This is a genomic window from Pelagibacterium halotolerans (genome assembly GCF_044811015.1).
Taxonomy (GTDB): domain Bacteria; phylum Pseudomonadota; class Alphaproteobacteria; order Rhizobiales; family Devosiaceae; genus Pelagibacterium; species Pelagibacterium halotolerans_A.
This window is the reverse complement of the sequence record NZ_CP085243.1, coordinates 1,057,669-1,076,461: the sequence shown is the minus strand read 5'-3', so window position 1 is coordinate 1,076,461 and position 18,793 is coordinate 1,057,669. Positions and strand designations below refer to the sequence as shown.

The window sequence follows — 18,793 nt, the reverse complement described above, 5'->3', positions numbered from 1 at the left end:
GCCGCGGAGTATTCCGCCCTGCAGTACTTATCCCCCCGTTACCGACATATGCCGCGCCAGCGCCGGGTCGGTGTGCGTACGACCGATGATGAAGTCGTGGCCCTTGGGCTTCAAGATCATCGCACGGTCGAGTGCCGCGTCCAGGCCCTCGGGGCCTTTGGTTCGCAAGGCCTCGCGCAGGTCCACACGATCGTCCTGGCCCAGGCACATGTAAAGCTGGCCAGTGCAGGTAAGCCGGACGCGGTTGCAGCTTTCACAGAAATTGTGGCTGAAAGGCGTGATGAAGCCCAGCGTGCCGCCGGTTTCCGCAACACGCATGTAGCGGGCCGGGCCGCCGGTGCGCTTGGCGATAGGCTCGAGCGTGAAGCGCTCCGCCAGCCGGTCGCGGACCTCACGCAGCGAAAGGTGCGTTTCTGTGCGGTCGAGTGCAACTTCACCCAAAGGCATCGCCTCGATCAGCGTCAGTTCGAAGCCGCGGCCATGCGCCCATTCGAGCATGGGGACGATTTCGTCCTCATTGACACCACGCATCGCGACCATGTTGATCTTGACGCGCAGTCCCGCCGCTTGCGCTGCCTCGATGCCGTCGAGCACCTGCGGCAGTCGTCCGCGCCGCGTGATTTCGGCGAACCGCGCGCCGTCGAGCGTATCGAGGGACACGTTGACCCGCTTCACCCCCAGCCGTACGAGTGTTTCGGCGTGTTTGGCAAGCTGGCTGCCGTTGGTGGTGAGCGTCAACTCGTCCAGTGCTCCGGCAGCGAGATGGGTTTCCGAAAGCGCCGTGATGAGCTTCATGATGTCCCGCCGCACCAGCGGCTCGCCGCCCGTAAGTCGGACCTTCCGGACGCCGCGCGCGACAAAGGCGCCGATAATCGCCTGGATTTCCTCGAAGCTCAGCACTTCGCTCTTGGGCAGGAACGTCATGTCCTCGCCCATGCAATAGGTGCAGCGGAAATCGCACCGGTCGGTGACCGAAACGCGCAAATAGGTCACATGCCGGCCATACCGGTCGACAAGCGGTTTTTGCGGGGGCGGGTGGACTGCATTCATCCCCTAACTATAGGCGTGGTGCGCTCCACGCGAAAGGGGCGCGGCCGACAAACTAATGTCGCACAACGACAAGCGCGCCGACCTCAACCCGGTTGTAAAGGTCGACGATGTCGTCGTTGGTCAGCCGGATGCAGCCCGAGGAGACGGCCTGGCCGATGGTCCAGGGCTCGGCGGTGCCGTGCAGGCGGTAAAGCGTCGAACCGATATAGAGCGCGCGGGCGCCCAGAGGGTTCATCGGTCCGCCTTCCATATAGGCCGGCAGGTCCGGCTGGCGGCGGCGCATGGCTGGCGGTGGGGTCCAGCCCGGCCATTCGGCCTTGCGCGTGATCCGGTGCGTGCCCGACCAGGTGAAGCCATCGCGACCGACGCCGACGCCATATTTGAGCGCCTTACCGTCTTCCAAAATCAGATAGAGGCGCCGCTCGCTGGTATCGACAATGATCGTACCGGGTGCGTAGGAGGTCTCATAATCCACGGTTTCACGGCGGATGGGGCTGCCGCGCCCCATGATCGGTTCGGGCCGTGGAATCCACCTTTTCTCGTCCTGATCCCATATCCGGTCGCCTTGCGCCATGCCGACACCCGCAAGACCGAGAGCAATGAAGAGAGCAACGAAAACCGCAGTCGCGTGCCGAGCGAATATCATGAACCTAGGTGTCCCCCTATAAAGCCAGAATCGGCATGATTCGGACCTGAAGCGGCTGTTTCATTAGCTCCAACGCCGCGCGCGCGGAAGGCGGAGAAGCGCAGGAGTACGTAATTTTGCGCTATGAGCGCAGCGACTGTTGCACAAGCGCGACAGATTGCCGTCGCCGTCGCCGAAAGGCGAGTTGACAGCGGACGCTTCCGCCACTGAATGTGCGCCACGGATTCGCACCGGTTCGGAGGATAAAGGATGAGCGAAGCCCTCAAACGGCAGGCGGCCGAGGCCGCGATGGGCGAAATTCGCGAAGGCCAACGCATCGGGCTGGGAACAGGATCGACGGCAAAGCACTTCGTCGATCTCCTGGGCGCCAAAGTTGCCGAGGGTTTTCAGTGCGTATGCGTGCCTACCTCCGAACAGACAGCCGCCCAGGCGCGCGGCCTCGGCATTCCGCTGACGACGCTCGAGGAGATCGATGCGCTCGACGTAACGGTAGACGGTACCGACGAGATCGACAACGCATTCCAGTTGATCAAGGGCGGCGGCGGCGCGCTTTTGCGCGAAAAAATCGTCGCAGCGGCATCCGGGCGGATGGTGGTGATCGCCGATGTCTCAAAGCGGGTAGAGACGCTTGGCGCATTTCCGTTGCCCGTCGAGATTAACCCGTTCGGCCAGGCCGCAACCGCGCGCGCGATCCGCGAGGTGATGGCCGAATTCGGCGCGGAGGGTGGGCTGGCGCCAAGGCGCAAACCTGACGGGGATAACTTTATGACCGACGGCGGCCATTTGATCCTCGACGCATCTTTTGGCCGCATTTCGGACGCACAAGCGCTCTCGAAAGCCCTGCTTGACATCCCCGGCGTTGTCCAGCACGGGCTGTTTTTGAATTTGTGTCAGGAAGCCTATCTGGCGGGACCGGAAGGCGTGATCCGCCTGTCCGCGATCCGATCCTGACAATCGGCTATTTGCAAAGGACCGACGCACCATGACCTTTATGCCCAACCTGCGCCGTCTGTCGCTCAGAGCTGTCCTTGCTGCGGCATTGGCGCTCGGCGGCACCTCCGCCGCCTCCGCGCAGCAGGAAATCTCGCCCGAGCATCTCGCTGTCGCGCGCCAGTATGTCGACATGACCGATCAGGCGCATGTGTTCGAGTCCAAGCTCGTCGAACTCGGCGTCAGGGTCATGCGCACACTGATCCAGCAGGATCCTTCACTCGCCGAGCCGGTTCAGGCAACCGTGCGTGTCGCCGTTGACGAATATGCCGAACAGAAGGGGGCGCTCTACGACCAGTTCGCGCGTATATACGCGTCGCGCTTTACCATCGAGGAGTTGCAGGAAATCGTGGCGTTTTACGAGACCGAGACGGGGCAAAAGCTGCTCGACCAGAACCGCGGGATCAATCGTGACCTGCAGGGCGTGTTGCAAATCTGGCAGAACAATGCGTCACGGGAATTGATGGCACGCACCCGCGCGTTGCTGCGTGAGGAGGGCTACGATATCTGACGTTCGCCTCGCGCGGAGACTGAGCCCCTCGCTGGACGGCGAGGGGTTTTTTTGTGCGCACGCGCGGCCTATATCGGGTCGGCTGACAAAAGCTGAACAAAAAGGGGCGCCCCATGAGCGAAGAATTTGATCTTGTCGTTATCGGTGGGGGCTCCGGCGGGGTACGCGCTGCGCGCATGTCCGCACAGTTCGGCGCGAAGGTCGCCATCGTCGAGGAATACCGCTATGGCGGCACCTGCGTCATCCGTGGCTGCGTGCCCAAAAAGCTCTTCGTTCTTGCATCGCGCTTCAACGAGCTGTTCGACATCGCACCCAGCTTTGGCTGGCAGGTCGACGCGAAGTTCGACTGGCCGACCCTCCTGGCCAATAAGGATAGGGAAATCGACCGGCTCGAAAAGGTCTACGAAAAGCTGCTCGACGGCTCCGGCGTTACGGTTTTCCATGATCGGGCAGTCCTGACGGGCGCTGATACGGTCGCGCTCAAGTCCGGCAAGACCCTCAGGGCGAAGCACATTCTCGTCGCCACTGGCGGCACGCCGTTCAAACCCGATATCGAGGGCGCCGAACTCGGGATCACCTCGAACGAGGCGTTCCATCTTGAAACGCTGCCGCGCACCATCCTGGTCGAGGGCGGCGGATATATCGCCGTCGAGTTCGCGACGATCTTTGCCGGGCTTGGCGTCGACACGACGCTCGTCTATCGCCGCGACAAGATCCTCCGTGGGTTCGACCATGACCTGCGCGACGGGCTGGAAGAGGAAATGCAGGCGCGCGGTATCCGCTTCCGCTATGGCTATCACATCGCCAAGCTGCGCAAGGACGGCGGGGGCGTATGCGTCAGCTTCTCACATGGCGAAGAGGCTACGTTTGACGCCGTCATGTTCGCCACGGGGCGACACCCCAATACGAGCGGCATCGGGCTCGAAGAAGCTGGCGTCGAGCTTGACCAGAGCGGCGCCATCGTCGTGGACGAATATTCACGCTCGTCGGTGCCGTCGATCTATGCGGTGGGCGATGTGACGGCCCGCGCGGCGCTGACCCCCGTAGCGATCCGCGAGGGCGCGGCTTTCGCGCAGACGGTGTTCAACCATACGCCAACGGTCGTGCCCTATGATCTCATCCCGACCGCCGTGTTCTCGGAGCCGGAGATCGGGACTACCGGGCTGCCCGAGCACGAGGCGGCAGAGCGCTATCACTCCATCGACGTCTACGTGACCCGCTTCCGGCCGATGCAAAATACGCTCTCGGACCGGCAGGAAAAAATGATGCTCAAGCTCATCACCGAGAGCACTAGCGGGAAAGTGATCGGCTGCCACATCCTGGGGCCGGGCGCGGGCGAGATGATCCAGCTTTTGGCCATTCCGATGGGCATGGGCGCGACAAAAGCCGATTTCGACCGGACCATCGCGGTCCACCCGACGGCGGCGGAAGAGCTTGTGACGCTCAAGGCCCCGAGTTATCGTATCGTGGACGGAGAAAAGACGGGTGTCTGAGACCCCCGCCCGTCGCAAACTAGACCTAGGGTCTGTTAACACTTATAGACAGGGGTTTGATTTTGCATAAATCGTTCAATGCCAAACGTTTCGAGCAGGGCGGGGCTATCCCCCGTGCTGTTTGAAACGCGCCGGCAGTGGGCGATTTATGCAAAACCCTCCGGGCGGGTCATAGTCCGGCCCCTTGTCGCGAAAAATCCCGCTTGTGGACATTGGTCCACGGCACGTGATTTTCCACGAAAGGTTCTCGGACTATGGCCCGTCAAACCCCTATCTATAAGTGTTAACAGGCCCTAGATACTTGGCATAATGGAGCGGAGTTGATAGACCGCCCCACCCACCGGGCTTTTCCGGGCGGGGAATGCCTTATTTGACATGAGCGAGAGAAACGATGAGCACGTGGACACCTGACAGTTGGAGGACGAAACCAATCCTGCAGGTCCCGACCTATCCGAGCCAGACTGAGCTTGAGGCGGTCGAGGCCCGGCTCGCTTCGTTTCCCCCGCTGGTTTTTGCAGGCGAGGCGCGCGACCTCAAAGCCAATCTGGCCGAGGTCGCAAAGGGAAAGGCCTTCCTTTTGCAGGGCGGGGACTGCGCCGAAAGCTTCGCCGAACATCACGCGGACCACATCCGCGACTTCTTCCGTGTCTTCCTGCAGATGGCTGTGGTCCTGACCCATGGCGGCTCCAAGCCTGTGGTCAAGGTCGGCCGTATAGCCGGGCAGTTCGCCAAGCCGCGCTCGTCCGATAACGAGACGATCGACGGCGTGACGCTGCCGTCCTACAGGGGCGACATCATCAACGGGATCGAGTTTACCGAAGCAGCTCGCGTGCCCGATCCAAACCGCCAGCTCGAAGCGTACCGGCAGTCCGCCGCGACGCTCAACCTGTTACGCGCGTTCTCGGCGGGCGGTTTCGCCAACCTCAATCGTGTCCATGAGTGGACAATGGGGTTCGTCAAGGACTCCAACTGGTACCCGCGCTATGAAGAAGTCGCCCGGAAGATCGACGATGCGATCACCTTTCTGAGCGCACTCGGGCTCAACCCGGAAAATACGCCGGTGTTGCGCGAGACCAAGTTCTTCACTTCGCACGAAGCGCTGCTGTTGGGTTACGAGGAGGCGTTAACACGCCGGGATTCGATCACCAATGACTGGTATGCGACCTCGGGCCACATGGTCTGGATCGGCGACCGGACGCGCAATCCCGACCATGCGCATGTCGAATATTTCCGCGGCATCAACAACCCCATCGGCGTCAAATGTGGTCCCTCGATGGAGGCGGACGATTTGAAGCGCCTTATGGAAACTCTCAATCCCAAGGATGAGGCGGGCAGGCTCACGCTGATCGCGCGCTTCGGGTCCGACAAGGTCGAGGAACACCTGCCAAGACTGATCGAGGCCGTAAAGGCCGAGGGCCGCACAGTGGTTTGGTGCTGCGATCCGATGCACGGCAATGTCGTCAAGGCGTCCTCGGGCTACAAGACGCGTCCGTTCGACCGGATCCTCTCGGAGGTGAAGGCGTTCTTCGATATTCATCGCCGGATGGGTACGGTCGCCGGTGGCGTGCATGTGGAGATGACCGGCCGCGATGTCACCGAATGCACCGGAGGCGTTTCAGCAGTGACGGAAGCGAGCCTTTCGGACCGCTACCACACCCACTGCGACCCGCGCCTCAACGCCAGCCAGGCGCTGGAACTTGCGTTCCTGATCGCCGAAGAGATGCAGAACCACCGCATGGGCGGCGACGCGGCGCGCGCTGCCGGCTGATTCTACATGCTTTGGGGGTATTCGGAATCTTTCGAATATCCCCGGCATCATCCCGCAAGAAATACAAGCCTGACCATCTTGGAGCCTGACCGGTCAGACTTTTGGGGCAGGCTCTGAGGTTTTCCCGCGCGCTGGACAGCGCGCCGCTGGATCACCCGGATAAACCGGGTGATGACGGGGTGGTGGGAACAGCGCAGCGCAAAGTGCAACTGTAGACTTAGTCGCTCCACTTAGCACAACATTAACCCTAACGGGGACATAACGTACGCAAGTTTCGTCTTGTGGTGCTCTTGGAGGGTACGATGTCCCGCGTAGTTCTGGGCGTGACGACTGGCACGCTGCTGGTCATTTCCGCTGGAGCGGCTTATGCCGCGGATTGGGGTGCGTCGCCATCCGCGCCAGTTCTGCGTCCCGCGTATCCAAGCGAATGGGAGACGCCCGATCCGCTCACGTTCGAAGCGGGGCTTCGCTATTTCTACGGCATGGGCAACCAGTCGATGACGGCGGGGGGGCTTGAACATTCCGTAGAAGACCAGAGCCATTTCGTTGAGCTCTACGGGCGCATCGACGACGCATCCACCGACTCGTTCCTCAAAGGCAATCTCGGCTTCGCCGCCGCGATCAGCGGAACCTACGAAACCCCATCGACTGGAGGCGCTTCCGTCGGAACCGACTCCGGGACCATAGCGTATGCCGGTGCCGATTTTGGCTATGCGCCGTTGGGCAATGAGACCTTCCGCTTTGGCGGTTTGATCGGCTACGAATACCGCAACGAATCCATCGATATGGGGCGCGCCGGCTTTATTACCTCCGGCGGCGGTGGTGACAGCAGCCCGAACATGCTTGAAATCCATGGTCTTCGCCTGGGTGTCACCGCCCAAGCTGAAATCAACGACACGTTCGACATCACGATCGATGCCGCAGCAATTCCGTTTGCCCACCTTTCGGGCACCTATGGCGCAATGGCCATCCCGGACCTGGGCGGGCAGGTCCAAGGGTCCGACGTCGCGATCCAAGGCAACCTGTACGGTGGGTCAATCGAGGCGATGGCTGGCTTCCATCCGACCGAAAACCTTGTCATCCGTGCTGGCGCCCGCGGCTATTACCTCACCGGGCCGGTCGACACCAGTTTCGAAATGCGCGACCCAGACGGCAGCAATCCCCAAGGCTATATTTTGGATGGTAATATCGAACTTTGGCGTTGGGGGCCCGTCGTGGAGATTACCGGTACCTTCTAGCCCGCTTCCGGGTCCAGTATTTACAACGCCGGGCTGTCCGCAATGCAGCCCGGCGTTTCCGTCTGCGCACCTTGCGCTCGGCTGGTACGCGGGATAAGGCTTGCGCCGCTCGTATAAAGAAGCCGGATACACGCCGTGACCGAAACGCTCCGCATCGCCCTTCCGCAGCTCAACCCGACAGTCGGCGCGCTTGAGAGCAATCTCGCGAAAGCCAAACACGCTCTCCGCCAAGCCGAAGAACAGGGCGCGGATATCGTCATGTTCACCGAGCTGTTCCTTACGGGATATTTCCCCGAGGACCTGCTACTCAAGCCGCAATTCGTCACCGAGGCGATTGCGGCGGCAAAGACCTTGGCCGCAGAGACGAAGGGGATCAACGCCTCACTGCTCCTTCCCACGGTGTGGCGTGCTGACGGGAACCTCTATAATGCTGTGGTGCTCGCCGAGGACGGTGCCATTATCGATTGGCGCTATAAGGTCGAGTTGCCCAACGACGACGTCTTTTACGAGAAGCGATACTTTACAGCCGGATCGTTACCCGAGCCTATGACCATCAAGGGCGTTTCGATCGGCGTGCCGATCTGTGAAGACGTCTGGCACGTCCCGGTCTCAAAGGCGCTGGCTGAAAAGGGGGCGGAAATCCTTCTGTGCCCCAATGGTTCGCCTTATTGGCTCAACAAGCAGCGCGTCCGCCTTGAACTCGTGCGCGCCCGGGTCAGGGAAACCGGGCTGCCCATGGTTTATTCCAACCAGGTTGGCGGGCAGGACGAACTGGTGTTCGACGGTGCCAGCTTCGGCATCAACGCCGATGGCTCGCTCGCCTTCCAGGGCAAGAGCTTTGTCGAGGATATGGTTGTATCCGACTGGGAAAAGGGCGAAAGCGGCTGGCGGTGTACTCAGGGCTCAGTGACCAAGCTGGTTCCCGTTAACGAGGCACCCTGGCATGCCGCGATGCTGGGCCTGCGCGACTATGTGCACAAGAACGGCTTCAAATCGGTTGTTCTCGGGCTTTCGGGCGGTATCGATTCCGCGGTCACCGCCGCCATTGCCGTGGACGCGCTGGGGGCGGAGAACGTGCATTGCGTCATGCTGCCGTATCGCTACACGAGCGAGGCAAGCCTGCGCGACGCGAAGGCTTGCGCCGAAACGCTCGGTGTTCGGTACGACATCGTGCCGATCGGCGATCCGGTCGATGCGGTCAACGCCAATCTGGCGCCGATGTTCGAGGGGCTGGCACCGGATATCACCGAGGAAAACCTGCAGTCGCGTATGCGCGGCACGATTCTGATGGCGATCTCGAACAAGCTTGGCTCGCTCCTGATCACAACGGGCAACAAATCCGAAATGGCCGTGGGCTATGCCACCATTTATGGCGATATGAACGGGGCCTATAATCCCATCAAGGACATGCTCAAGATGCAGGTCTATGGGCTCGCCGAATGGCGTAACGGGTATTATCCCACCGACGTCCTCGGTCCGTCCGGCATCGTCATTCCACCCGAGATCATCGCCAAGGCTCCAAGCGCCGAACTGCGCCCCGACCAGACGGATCAGGACAGCCTGCCACCTTATCCCGTGCTCGATGCGATTATCGAAGGTCTTGTCGAGGAGGAGCTTTCGGTCGCCGAGATCGTCGAGAAGGGCTTCGACGCCGATCTGGTCAGGAGGATCGAGCGGATGATTTACATCGCCGAGTTCAAGCGCCGCCAGTCGGCGCCGGGACCCAAGCTCAGCGAAAAGGCATTCGGCATTGGCCGGAAATATCCGATCACGTCGGGCTACCGTGACAGGAGTGCATGCTGATGGTTGTCGTTCGCTATGCGCCATCGCCGACCGGCCGTCTGCATCTGGGGAACGCGCGGCCCGCGATCCTCAACTGGCTCTTTGCCAGGCGCGAGGGCGGGGAATTCGTCCTGCGGCTCGATGATACCGACACGGCGCGTTCGACAGAGGAATTTGCGCGGGGCATAGAGGTTGATCTTGCGTGGCTCGGTATCGTGCCGAACCGGAAGGTGCGTCAGTCCGACCGTTTTGCACTTTACGATGCCGCGCGTGACAAGCTTGTTGCCGATGGCCGCCTCTATCCATGCTACGAGACACCCGACGAACTCGACCGCAAGCGTAAGCGCGCGCGTGCGCTGGGCCGTCCGCCGGTCTATGACCGCGCCGCGCTGGGTTTGACGGATGAAGACAAAGCCCGCCTCGAAGCTGAAGGCCGAAAGCCGCATTGGCGGTTCAAGCTCGACGGACGCCCGGTTCACTTCGAGGATCTGATCAAGGGCCCGCAGACGGTCAATACCGCCTCGATGTCCGACCCGGTTCTGATCCGCGAGGACGGCAGCTATCTCTATACGCTCCCTTCGGTTGTCGACGATATCGATATGGGGATCACCCATGTGATCCGGGGCGAGGACCATGTTTCCAATACCGGCACGCAGATCGAGCTTTTCGAAGCGCTGGGCGCCGCCGGCCCGGTCTTCGCGCACCACAACCTTTTGACCGACGCCGAGGGGCAGGGGTTTTCCAAGCGCTTGGGGTCGCTCTCGCTCGCGCAGTTGCGCGAGGACGGATACGAAGCCATAGCCGTCGCCATCGTCGCCTCGGTGACGGGTACGAGCCTTCCCGTTGAGCCTTACGACAGCCTTGAGGCCATTGCGGAAAAGCTGGATTTTTCGATGATTTCGCATGGCTCCGCGCGTTTCGACCCGGCGGAACTGGCGAGCCTCAACGCTCGCATTCTGCATCAGATGGAATTCGAAGCCGTCAAGGACAGGCTGGCAGACTATGGAGTTACCGATCCGGCGGTGTGGTATGCGCTGCGTGAGAATATTGCCAGGCTGCCGGAAATCGCCGAACTCAGCCACATCTTCGCGCCAGATCTCGAGCCCGTAATTGCCGCTGAGGATCGCGATTTCATCGCCATGGCGCGCAACCTTCTGCCCGAAGAGCCCTGGGACGAAACCACCTGGAGCACATGGACCTCGGCGCTCAAGGCCGAGACGGGTCGTAAGGGCAAGCAGCTTTTCCTGCCGTTGCGTCTGGCGCTGACCGGACGGCCCGACGGCCCGGAACTCAAGACGCTCCTGCCGCTCCTGGGACGTAAGGCGTCACTGGCCCGACTATCCTGACGGGCTTGCCGTCGAAGGTGACGATGTTGAGATCGGCCGCCGTAGTACCGCTTTGCGCGGCGACAGCTTCCGGAAGCGTGCCGTCATTGTTCGGGCGCGGGCGGGGCAGGGGTACGAAATTGACCTCGGCCACGACCACCTCGGTGCCCCGGCGCGGATCGCGCAACGGCAGCGGGAAGCGCTCGTCGCCGAATTCGATCACCGGGCGCGTTCCGTCGCCCCCCTCGGCAAGAGTAATCGCGCCCATTGGTTCCTCGGGCCGGCAGGAGGCTTCGAGATCGAAGTTCTGCCTGAACGCGAAGGCGTAAGGCTGGGCGGTGTAGCGTGCACCGGAAAGCGAGATCATGTCCTCAGGCTCCTCTCCCGGATTTCGGTAGGAGAAGAGCAGTACCGATTGGCCCGGGCAGGATTCATGGCACTTGATCGCGTCCTGGGTGATATAGGCATCCACGGTCGAAAAGCTGATCGGCCAATAGAAACCGTCGGATGTCCGCACGCAGACGGTACGGCGGGTCGCCATATTCGACCACGGATCGTATTCCTCGATATAGTCGGAGCCGCCTTGCTGCGGTCCCCCGAACAACTGATCGAGCAGCGAGCGCCGTTGGGGTTGAGGCGTGTTGCCTTGCGTGGCGAACGTGACGCCGGATTGGCCGGCTCCGCAACTGAACCGCGCGTAATCCTGCAAGAGCGTTTCCCGGCCCTGCGTGAGGCTTTGCCCTTCCCGTACGAGTCCGGTGAGTTCCTGTACGTCCGAGCGCCCGCCGGTTATCGCTTGCGCGAGGCCGCGGCACTGCGACGACAGGCCTTGTCCGGCATTGTATGCGTCCTGACACCCACCCCGCACCCACTGGCTTTCCGCTTCGCGCACGCGGGCCTGGACGCTTTGGAGTTGGGCGGCGGTGTTGTTGAGATTGGTATAGGCCGCGTTGCGCTCGATGCCACGCAGCATCGAGACAATTTGGGTGCAGTTCCGGTTCTGCGCGAGTGCCGCTGTACTCATTCCGCCAGCAATCGCCGCGGCGATGAGGCCGACCGCTGCAAACCGCGCCGTTCTCGTAAAGACCTTACGCAAAACCACCATCCAGGGCCTGTCCGACCGCCATTCGGAACCGCGTCGCTCTCGCATATTTGTCACGAAGCAAATGCAAAGCTTTATCTGCGGCTAGCTATGCGTCATCTTAGCGGCAAACGCCAACACCTTTCGGTAAAAATCCTTTATGAAGCTTGCCAGCCTCCGCAATGGCCGCCCCGACGGGCACCTCGTCATCGTCTCCCGCGACTTGACCCGATTCGCTTCCGCCGGACGCATTGCGTCGAACCTGCAGGACGCGCTCGACGAGTGGTCCCGCTGCGCGCCGATCCTGCAGGCGGTGAGCGACCAGCTCAACAACGGTGAAATCGCCGGGATGCCGTTCGATCCGCGCGAGGCGCTGGCGCCTTTGCCGCGCGCCTACCAATGGATTGACGGGTCGGGCTTCATGGTGCATCTCGACCGGGTACGCAGCCTCCAGGGCTCCAAGGATGCCGAACTGCAGGATGAGCGGCCGTTGCTCTATCAAGGCGGCTCGGACGGTTTCCTCGCTCCAACCGATCCGATCCTCGTACCCTCGGACGATCTGGCGGTGGATTTCGAGGCCGAGGTCGTTGTCGTGACCGCGCCGGTCAGGATGCGGGCAACCCGTGAAGACGCGGAAAAGGCGATCCGGCTCATCGGCATCTGCAATGACGTGTCGCTGAGGCGCCTTGTTGCGGGCGATCTTCAGGAGGGTTTCGGCTTTTTCCATTCCAAGCCGGCGACGAGCTTCGCGCCCATTTTTGTGACACCAGATGAACTTGGAGACGCCTGGCGCAACAACCGCCTGCACATGAGGGTGCGTGCGCATGTCAATGACAGTCTTTACGGTCAGCCCAATGCTGGCAAGGACGTACGCTTCGATTTCGCGGACCTCATCGTCGAGGCAACACGGACTCGCGCGCTCGGCAACGGCACCATCATAGGCTCGGGCACCGTCGCCAACGCGCATGAGGATATCCTGCCTTTAAAACGCGATGGCATTGGCTTCGGCTGCATTGCCGAAGCGCGGATCGTGGAGAAGATCAAGATCGGCAAGGCGCGAACTCCGTTTCTCAAATCCGGCGACCGGGTACACATCGAAGCGGTTGACGCTGAAGGGCGGTCGGTTTTCGGCGCGATAGATCAGAAGGTAGCCTTGCTCGGCTAAGCTCCATTACAGCGTACCTGCGCTTACGCACACATTTCCGTGAGCGCGTTCCCGGACTTGCTCGCTATGTGCAACAGTAAGGTCCGACGGCGGGACATTGGGGTGGCCTTGCCGCCGGACATGACTCCAAAGTCATACGACCTGCTTGAGGGGTGGTTTGGGCCACCCCTTTTTCGCGCTTGATTTCGATAGGTTTCGCGTCCATTGTGCGCGCCATGAAAACCGTAAACCCGATCTGCATTATCGGCTGCATCATTATCCGCTAACTCTCAAGTGGCGGCGCGGTTTTCCTGTTCCCTTTAAAGACGCCCGGATCCCGCTGCCAGCGAGACCATTGTCGAACAAGGGATTTTTCATGCCGACCACCGGCCCTCAGCTCAAGCTCTACAACACGCTCACCCGGACCAAAGAGGCGTTCACGCCCATCGATCCGGAGAATGTGCGCATGTATGTGTGCGGGCCGACGGTTTATGACTACGCCCATATCGGCAATGCGCGCCCGGTGATCGTCTTCGACGTGCTTTATCGGCTTCTCCGTCATCTTTACGGGGCGGAGCACGTTACCTATGTGCGCAACATCACCGACGTCGATGACAAGATCAACGCCCGCGCGGCGCGCGACTATCCGGGCCTGCCGCTCAATGAAGCGATCCGCAAGGTGACGGAGAAAACGGCAAACCAGTTCCATAAGGATGTGGCCGCGCTCGGCTGCCTCGAGCCCAGTGTCGAGCCGCGCGCGACCGAGCACATCGCAGACATGATCGAGATCACCGAAAAGCTGGTTGCGGGCGATCACGCCTATGCGGCCAACGGGGAAGTGCTGTTCAGCGTCTCCTCGATGTCCGACTATGGCGCGTTGTCGGGCCGCAATCTCGAGGACAACATCGCGGGTGCCCGCGTTGCTGTGGAGGAGCACAAACGCAATCCTGCGGACTTCGTGCTCTGGAAGCAATCGCGTGCGGACGAGCCGGGCTGGGATAGCCCATGGGGCCGGGGACGGCCCGGCTGGCACCTCGAATGCTCGGCCATGAGCGAACACTATCTCGGGACGACCTTCGATATCCACGGTGGCGGGCTCGATCTCATTTTTCCGCACCATGAGAACGAGATCGCCCAGAGCCGCTGCGCGCATGGCACCGAGGTGATGGCCAATTACTGGATGCACAACGGCTATCTTCAGGTCGAGGGCAGGAAGATGAGCAAGTCGGAAGGCAATTTCGTCACCATCCGGGATTTGCTGGAGACTGAGAAATTCGGCGGTCGGAAATGGCCGGGCGAGGTGCTGCGGCTGGCGATGCTGATGACGCATTACCGCGAGCCGATTGATTTTTCGGTGGCGCGGTTGGAGGAGGCGGAGCGTCTCCTTGCAGAGTGGGCGCAAGTGATTGCGATACGCAACGGGTATTGGGAACTCGTCGCGCAGACGGACAAGGGCAATTTTGCGCCCAGCTACAATGAGCGAGTTTTCGAAGCGCTTTGCAATGACCTTAACTTCTCTAAGGCCAGAGTTGCCCTGGATGAGCTTAAGAAGGCCGCCTTCAACGGTTCAGATTCTGCTGCTCGTGAACTCGCACACACTCTGGCATCGCTAAGCTTAATAACTCCATCTAAGATTTTTGCTTATGAGCCGAATGACATACCTGATGGTGACGCAGTCGTTAGGGTGAGGCACTACGAAACGTTGAAGCAAGTTTATGGGAATTTTCGTGTCGCTTTCCTAAACGAAGATCGTAGAACGATGGATTCTATAAACGATCGTCTGGGAAAGGACGGCCTAGAAATACGAAAAACTGCATATGGTGTTCTAGAAGTCAAAAAAACTTTGTCGACGTCATCTGCCGGCGCCGAAATAGATGGCCCGGAGGCGAAGATCCAATCCCGCCTCGCCGCCCTCGCTGCACGCGACTTCGCCACCGCCGACAAAATCCGCGCCGAACTCGCCGAACAAGGCATCCAGCTCATGGATTACAAAGACCCCGAGACCGGCGAAAAGCGCACCAAATGGGAGGTGAAACGGTGAGTGGAAAATCATTAAGGGCGGAGGAAGATGCCCGTGCCGTGGGGCACCCCTCATCCGACCCGGCTGCGCCGGCCCACCTTCTCCCTCAAGGGGAGAAGGCGCGCGCTGTGCGCGCCGAGGCGTTTTCGCCAACGACTGTCTCAGTGCGCGAGGACGCGCACAAAGCAGCCACGAGCACGAATCTTCCTTCTCCCCTTGAGGGAGAAGGTGGGCTTTCGCGAAGCGAAAGGTCGGATGAGGGGTATGCGGCCCCTCGGCAGCCCGCCGGGGCCAAATGGAGGCACGAGAACCCGAAGCGCAATCGCGGGTTCGCCAAAGCGATGCGTCGCAATCCCACGGAACACGAACGAAAACTCTGGCTGATCCTCAAGTGCAGGCGTTTCGTCGGCTACAAATTCCGGCGCCAAGTACCCATCGGCCCCTATATCGCGGATTTCGTCTGCTACGCAAAGCGCCTCATCATCGAACTCGACGGCTCTCAGCACGCCGACAATGCCCTCGATGCCGAGCGCGACCGTTGGTTGGCCGTGAAAGGCTTCGCCATCCTGCGCTTTTGGAACAATGAGTTGACCGAGAATGCCGAAGGCGTCGCGGACGCCATTTGGTCCAAGCTGGAGCACATCCATGCCTGAAACCCTCACCGGAGGCTGCCAGTGCGGCGCCGTGCGCTTTGCCACCAAGCTCGTCGGGCGCGCGTCGATCTGTCATTGCCGGATGTGTCAAAAAGCGTTCGGGAGCTTTTTCGGGCCGTTGGTGTCCACCCATGACGGGCGTTGGACGCGCGGTGAGCCGAAATGGTTTCAAAGCTCGAATGTCGCCCGGCGCGCCTTTTGTGGTGAATGCGGCACGCCGCTCGCCTATGAGACCAAATACGGCCTCGAACTCGCCATTGGCGCGTTCGACGATCCCACAAAGGTAGCGCCTGCCATTCAGGTCAATATGAACGACAAGCTCGCGTTCTTCGATACGCTCACAAGTCTGCCGATAAAAGACGACCCGAGCGACGAATGGCTTGATTTCATGGCGGGTGTGCATTCCCACCAGCACCCGGACCATGACACCGAAGCCTGGCCTCTTGAGGAGGAAGACTGATGGAACGCATCGAGATGGAGGTGAGTGGCGGTTGTCAATGCGGCGCGGTGCGCTATCACGCGACGGCCATGCATGACAATTCACACCTGTGCCATTGCCGGATGTGCCAAAAGGCGTCGGGCAACGTCTTTGCCGCGCTCGTCGCTGCGCCCGACGACGCGCTCACATGGACGCGGGGCAAGCCGAGCGTGTGGCGGAGCTCCGAGCACGTCGAGCGCGGCTTCTGCGCCAATTGCGGTACGCCGCTGTTCTTCCACGACCTGACCAGCGGCCGGACCAATCTGATGATCGGCACGCTCGATACCCCGAGCGCATTCCCGCCCGGCGCCAATATCTGCACCGAGAATATGGTGACCTGGTTCGAGACGATCACCGGCATTGAAAACACCGGCGCGACCGAGAGCAATGGCGCTGATTGGGCCGCCGCCATCAAGGCGACCAATAACCAGCATCCCGATCACGATACCGCCGAATGGACACCGAGGAGGGCATGATGGCTGAGACCTATTCCGGCGGCTGCCAGTGCGGCGCCATACGCTACCGTTTCACCGAAAAGCCTTCGGGCGCGCATGTCTGCCACTGCCGTATGTGCCAGAAGGCGTTCGGCGCCTTCTACGCACCGCTGGTCGGTGGCCTGCGCGCGAGCTTCGAAGTCACACGCGGCGAAATTGCGACCTTCCGGTCTTCCGATCAGGCGGAACGCGGGTTCTGTGCCAATTGCGGCACGCCGCTGACATTCAGCTACATCGATGGAAAGCATATGTCGGTCTCGATCGGATCGCTGGACGATCCGGAAGCCTTCCCGCCCGTCGATCAGCACGGGGTCGAAGGCCGGTTGAGCTGGGCCAACGCCATCGGATCACTGCCGGACCGGCCGACGACCGAGCAAGAAGAACCAGAGACGGCGGCCTTCATCGCATCCACCAATCACCAGCACCCAGACCGCGATACGGACACCTGGCCTCACCCCAGACGGAACGCATGACAAAAGAACGTCTCTATCTCTTCGATACCACCCTACGCGATGGCGCCCAGACCGCCGGCGTCGAATTCTCGCTTGAGGACAAGCTCGCCATCGCGAGCCTGCTCGATGGGTTGGGTGTCGATTATGTCGAGGGCGGATATCCCGGCGCGAATGTGGTCGATACGGCCTTTTTCGAAAAAAAGCGGACCAAGAACGCACAGTTCGTCGCCTTCGGGATGACCAAGCGGTCGGGCCGCTCCGTCGCCAACGATCCTGGGCTGCAGGACCTCGTCAACGCGCAGGCCGATGCGGTGTGCTTTGTGTCCAAAGCCTGGGACCATCAGGTCGAACTGGCGCTTGGGATTTCGACGAAGGAAAACCTCAAATCGCTCGCCGAGAGCGTCAAGGCTGCCGTCGAGAAGGGCAAAGAGGCCTTCGTCGATTGCGAACACTTCTTCGACGGTTACAAGACGAACCGGGCCTATGCGCTCGACTGCGTCAGGACCGCGCTCGAAGCTGGCGCGCGCTGGGTGGTGCTGTGCGACACCAATGGCGGCACCCTACCTGCCGAAGTGCGCGAGATCGTTGCCGACGTGCTCACGGCCGCGCCGGGGGACAAGCTCGGTATCCATGCCCATGACGATACCGGCCAGGCCGTCGCCAACTCGCTCGCGGCGGTCGAGGCGGGCGTGCGGCAGGTTCAGGGAACGCTCAATGGCCTCGGGGAACGCTGCGGCAACGCCAATCTCGTGACGCTGATCCCGACGCTGCTTTTGAAGGCCGGCTATGCAGAGCGTTTCCAGACCGGTGTGACATCCGAAACGCTGCGTACGATCACACACGTCTCGCGGGCATTCGACGAAATCCTCAATCGGGCACCAAACCGGCAGGCGCCCTATGTCGGCGGTTCGGCGTTTGCGACAAAGGCGGGCATTCATGCCTCCGCCATCGCCAAGGATCCGTCGACCTACGAGCATGTCGATCCCGAACGCGTCGGTAACGAGCGTGCTGTGATGGTCAGCCAGCAGGCGGGCAAGTCCAACCTCCTGTCCAGCCTCAAGCGCTTCGGGATCGAATTGGCCAAGGACGATGCCCGGCTCGACAAACTCCTGCGCGAAGTCAAGCAGCGCGAGGCGCGCGGATATTCCTATGACGGGGCGGAGGCGAGCTTCATCCTGCTCGCACGAAAGCTCCTCGGTACCCTGCCGGTCTACTTTGAGGTGACGAGCTATCGCGCGGCGGTCGAGCGCCGCTACAACGCGCGCGGTGAACTCGTGACGATCTCCGAGGCTGTGGTGAAAATCGACGTGGATGGCGAAACATTCATGTCGGTTGCGGAGGGCAACGGCCCGGTCAACGCGCTCGATACTGCAATGCGCAAGGATCTCGGTAAATATTCCAAACAGATCGATGATCTCGAACTCGTTGATTTCAAGGTGAGAATCCTGGACGGCGGCACGGGCGCGGTCACCCGTGTGCTGATCGAGAGCCGGGATGCGACCGGCGAGCGGTGGTTCACGGTGGGCGTTTCGCCAAACATCATCGATGCGTCGTTCGAGGCGCTTTATGAATCTTTCACCTATAAGTTGCTCAAGGCCGGGTAATCCTTGTAGTTTCGGGGACATAAACGGGTTGGATTGCGTACGCGTGATTCTGTATTGAAGCTCC

Annotated in this window: 17 protein-coding genes; 14 read left to right on the top strand and 3 right to left on the bottom strand. The window is 61.0% G+C overall.

Annotation, left to right across the window (positions count from 1 at the left end):
• Positions 1–27 precede the first annotated feature (27 nt).
• Both moaA and LG281_RS05270 read right to left on the bottom strand, forming a co-directional pair.
• On the bottom strand, positions 28–1,050 hold the full coding sequence (moaA, locus tag LG281_RS05275) for a GTP 3',8-cyclase MoaA (RefSeq protein ID WP_404405073.1): 1,023 nt from the start codon (positions 1,048–1,050) through the stop codon (positions 28–30).
• Positions 1,051–1,102: 52 nt separating this feature from the next.
• Entirely contained in the window at positions 1,103–1,696 is a 594-nt protein-coding gene (locus tag LG281_RS05270) for a L,D-transpeptidase (RefSeq protein WP_404405071.1), read from the bottom strand.
• Positions 1,697–1,945: 249 nt separating this feature from the next.
• Here LG281_RS05270 and rpiA point away from each other — a divergent pair, with 249 nt between their 5' ends.
• From rpiA to gltX, 7 genes are all read left to right on the top strand, one after another.
• Positions 1,946–2,647: a ribose-5-phosphate isomerase RpiA gene (gene rpiA, locus LG281_RS05265; protein WP_404405069.1), complete on the top strand. Its 702-nt coding sequence runs from the start codon at positions 1,946–1,948 to the stop codon at positions 2,645–2,647.
• A gap of 31 nt (positions 2,648–2,678) precedes the next feature.
• A complete protein-coding gene (locus tag LG281_RS05260; protein WP_404405067.1) occupies positions 2,679–3,197 on the top strand; it encodes a DUF2059 domain-containing protein in 519 nt (172 codons plus the stop codon).
• A gap of 113 nt (positions 3,198–3,310) precedes the next feature.
• Positions 3,311–4,690, top strand: coding sequence for a glutathione-disulfide reductase (gene gor / locus LG281_RS05255; RefSeq protein ID WP_404405065.1), 1,380 nt, complete (start codon positions 3,311–3,313; stop codon positions 4,688–4,690).
• Between the two features lie 391 nt (positions 4,691–5,081).
• Positions 5,082–6,458, top strand: a complete 1,377-nt coding sequence (locus LG281_RS05250) for a class II 3-deoxy-7-phosphoheptulonate synthase (RefSeq protein ID WP_404405063.1) — start codon at positions 5,082–5,084, stop codon at positions 6,456–6,458.
• A gap of 302 nt (positions 6,459–6,760) precedes the next feature.
• A complete protein-coding gene (locus tag LG281_RS05245; RefSeq protein ID WP_404405061.1) occupies positions 6,761–7,696 on the top strand; it encodes a hypothetical protein in 936 nt (311 codons plus the stop codon).
• Between the two features lie 126 nt (positions 7,697–7,822).
• Complete coding sequence (locus LG281_RS05240) at positions 7,823–9,499, top strand: NAD+ synthase (RefSeq protein ID WP_404406626.1); 1,677 nt, start codon at positions 7,823–7,825, stop codon at positions 9,497–9,499.
• A complete protein-coding gene (gene gltX / locus LG281_RS05235; protein ID WP_404405059.1) occupies positions 9,493–10,824 on the top strand; it encodes a glutamate--tRNA ligase in 1,332 nt (443 codons plus the stop codon). The genes LG281_RS05240 and gltX overlap by 7 nt, the downstream gene beginning before the upstream one ends.
• On the opposite strand, the gene LG281_RS05230 is transcribed toward gltX, so the two are convergent.
• Positions 10,769–11,908 carry a DUF2865 domain-containing protein gene (locus LG281_RS05230; protein WP_404405057.1) on the bottom strand — a complete coding sequence of 380 codons (1,140 nt, stop codon included), beginning with the start codon at positions 11,906–11,908 and terminating at the stop codon, positions 10,769–10,771. The genes gltX and LG281_RS05230 overlap by 56 nt on opposite strands.
• Positions 11,909–12,044: 136 nt before the next feature.
• Here LG281_RS05230 and LG281_RS05225 point away from each other — a divergent pair, with 136 nt between their 5' ends.
• The 7 genes from LG281_RS05225 to cimA all read left to right on the top strand — a co-directional run bounded on the left by LG281_RS05225 (position 12,045) and on the right by cimA (position 18,729).
• The gene (locus LG281_RS05225; RefSeq protein WP_404405055.1) at positions 12,045–13,049 is read left to right on the top strand and encodes a fumarylacetoacetate hydrolase family protein; all 1,005 of its coding nucleotides are present in this window, start codon (positions 12,045–12,047) and stop codon (positions 13,047–13,049) included.
• Positions 13,050–13,404: 355 nt separating this feature from the next.
• Positions 13,405–15,069 (top strand): cysteine--tRNA ligase, encoded by a 1,665-nt coding sequence (gene cysS, locus LG281_RS05220; protein WP_404405053.1) that lies wholly within the window; start codon positions 13,405–13,407, stop codon positions 15,067–15,069.
• Entirely contained in the window at positions 15,051–15,701 is a 651-nt protein-coding gene (locus LG281_RS05215; protein WP_404405051.1) for an endonuclease domain-containing protein, read from the top strand. The genes cysS and LG281_RS05215 overlap by 19 nt, the downstream gene beginning before the upstream one ends.
• Complete coding sequence (locus LG281_RS05210) at positions 15,694–16,161, top strand: GFA family protein (RefSeq protein WP_404405049.1); 468 nt, start codon at positions 15,694–15,696, stop codon at positions 16,159–16,161. Before LG281_RS05215 ends, LG281_RS05210 begins: the two co-directional genes overlap by 8 nt.
• Positions 16,161–16,655, top strand: a complete 495-nt coding sequence (locus LG281_RS05205) for a GFA family protein (protein ID WP_404405047.1) — start codon at positions 16,161–16,163, stop codon at positions 16,653–16,655. The genes LG281_RS05210 and LG281_RS05205 overlap by 1 nt, the downstream gene beginning before the upstream one ends.
• Entirely contained in the window at positions 16,634–17,146 is a 513-nt protein-coding gene (locus LG281_RS05200; protein WP_404405045.1) for a GFA family protein, read from the top strand. Before LG281_RS05205 ends, LG281_RS05200 begins: the two co-directional genes overlap by 22 nt.
• A complete protein-coding gene (gene cimA / locus LG281_RS05195) occupies positions 17,143–18,729 on the top strand; it encodes a citramalate synthase (RefSeq protein ID WP_404405043.1) in 1,587 nt (528 codons plus the stop codon). The genes LG281_RS05200 and cimA overlap by 4 nt, the downstream gene beginning before the upstream one ends.
• Positions 18,730–18,793 lie beyond the last annotated feature (64 nt).

Coding starts and splice junctions, on each gene's coding strand:
- moaA (WP_404405073.1), bottom strand. CDS start 1,050: ATGAATGCAGTCCACCCGCCCCCGCAAAAACCGCTTGTCGACCGGTAT.
- LG281_RS05270 (WP_404405071.1), bottom strand. CDS start 1,696: ATGATATTCGCTCGGCACGCGACTGCGGTTTTCGTTGCTCTCTTCATT.
- rpiA (WP_404405069.1), top strand. CDS start 1,946: ATGAGCGAAGCCCTCAAACGGCAGGCGGCCGAGGCCGCGATGGGCGAA.
- LG281_RS05260 (WP_404405067.1), top strand. CDS start 2,679: ATGACCTTTATGCCCAACCTGCGCCGTCTGTCGCTCAGAGCTGTCCTT.
- gor (WP_404405065.1), top strand. CDS start 3,311: ATGAGCGAAGAATTTGATCTTGTCGTTATCGGTGGGGGCTCCGGCGGG.
- LG281_RS05250 (WP_404405063.1), top strand. CDS start 5,082: ATGAGCACGTGGACACCTGACAGTTGGAGGACGAAACCAATCCTGCAG.
- LG281_RS05245 (WP_404405061.1), top strand. CDS start 6,761: ATGTCCCGCGTAGTTCTGGGCGTGACGACTGGCACGCTGCTGGTCATT.
- gltX (WP_404405059.1), top strand. CDS start 9,493: ATGCTGATGGTTGTCGTTCGCTATGCGCCATCGCCGACCGGCCGTCTG.
- LG281_RS05230 (WP_404405057.1), bottom strand. CDS start 11,908: ATGGTGGTTTTGCGTAAGGTCTTTACGAGAACGGCGCGGTTTGCAGCG.
- LG281_RS05225 (WP_404405055.1), top strand. CDS start 12,045: ATGAAGCTTGCCAGCCTCCGCAATGGCCGCCCCGACGGGCACCTCGTC.
- cysS (WP_404405053.1), top strand. CDS start 13,405: ATGCCGACCACCGGCCCTCAGCTCAAGCTCTACAACACGCTCACCCGG.
- LG281_RS05215 (WP_404405051.1), top strand. CDS start 15,051: ATGGGAGGTGAAACGGTGAGTGGAAAATCATTAAGGGCGGAGGAAGAT.
- LG281_RS05210 (WP_404405049.1), top strand. CDS start 15,694: ATGCCTGAAACCCTCACCGGAGGCTGCCAGTGCGGCGCCGTGCGCTTT.
- LG281_RS05205 (WP_404405047.1), top strand. CDS start 16,161: ATGGAACGCATCGAGATGGAGGTGAGTGGCGGTTGTCAATGCGGCGCG.
- LG281_RS05200 (WP_404405045.1), top strand. CDS start 16,634: ATGGACACCGAGGAGGGCATGATGGCTGAGACCTATTCCGGCGGCTGC.
- cimA (WP_404405043.1), top strand. CDS start 17,143: ATGACAAAAGAACGTCTCTATCTCTTCGATACCACCCTACGCGATGGC.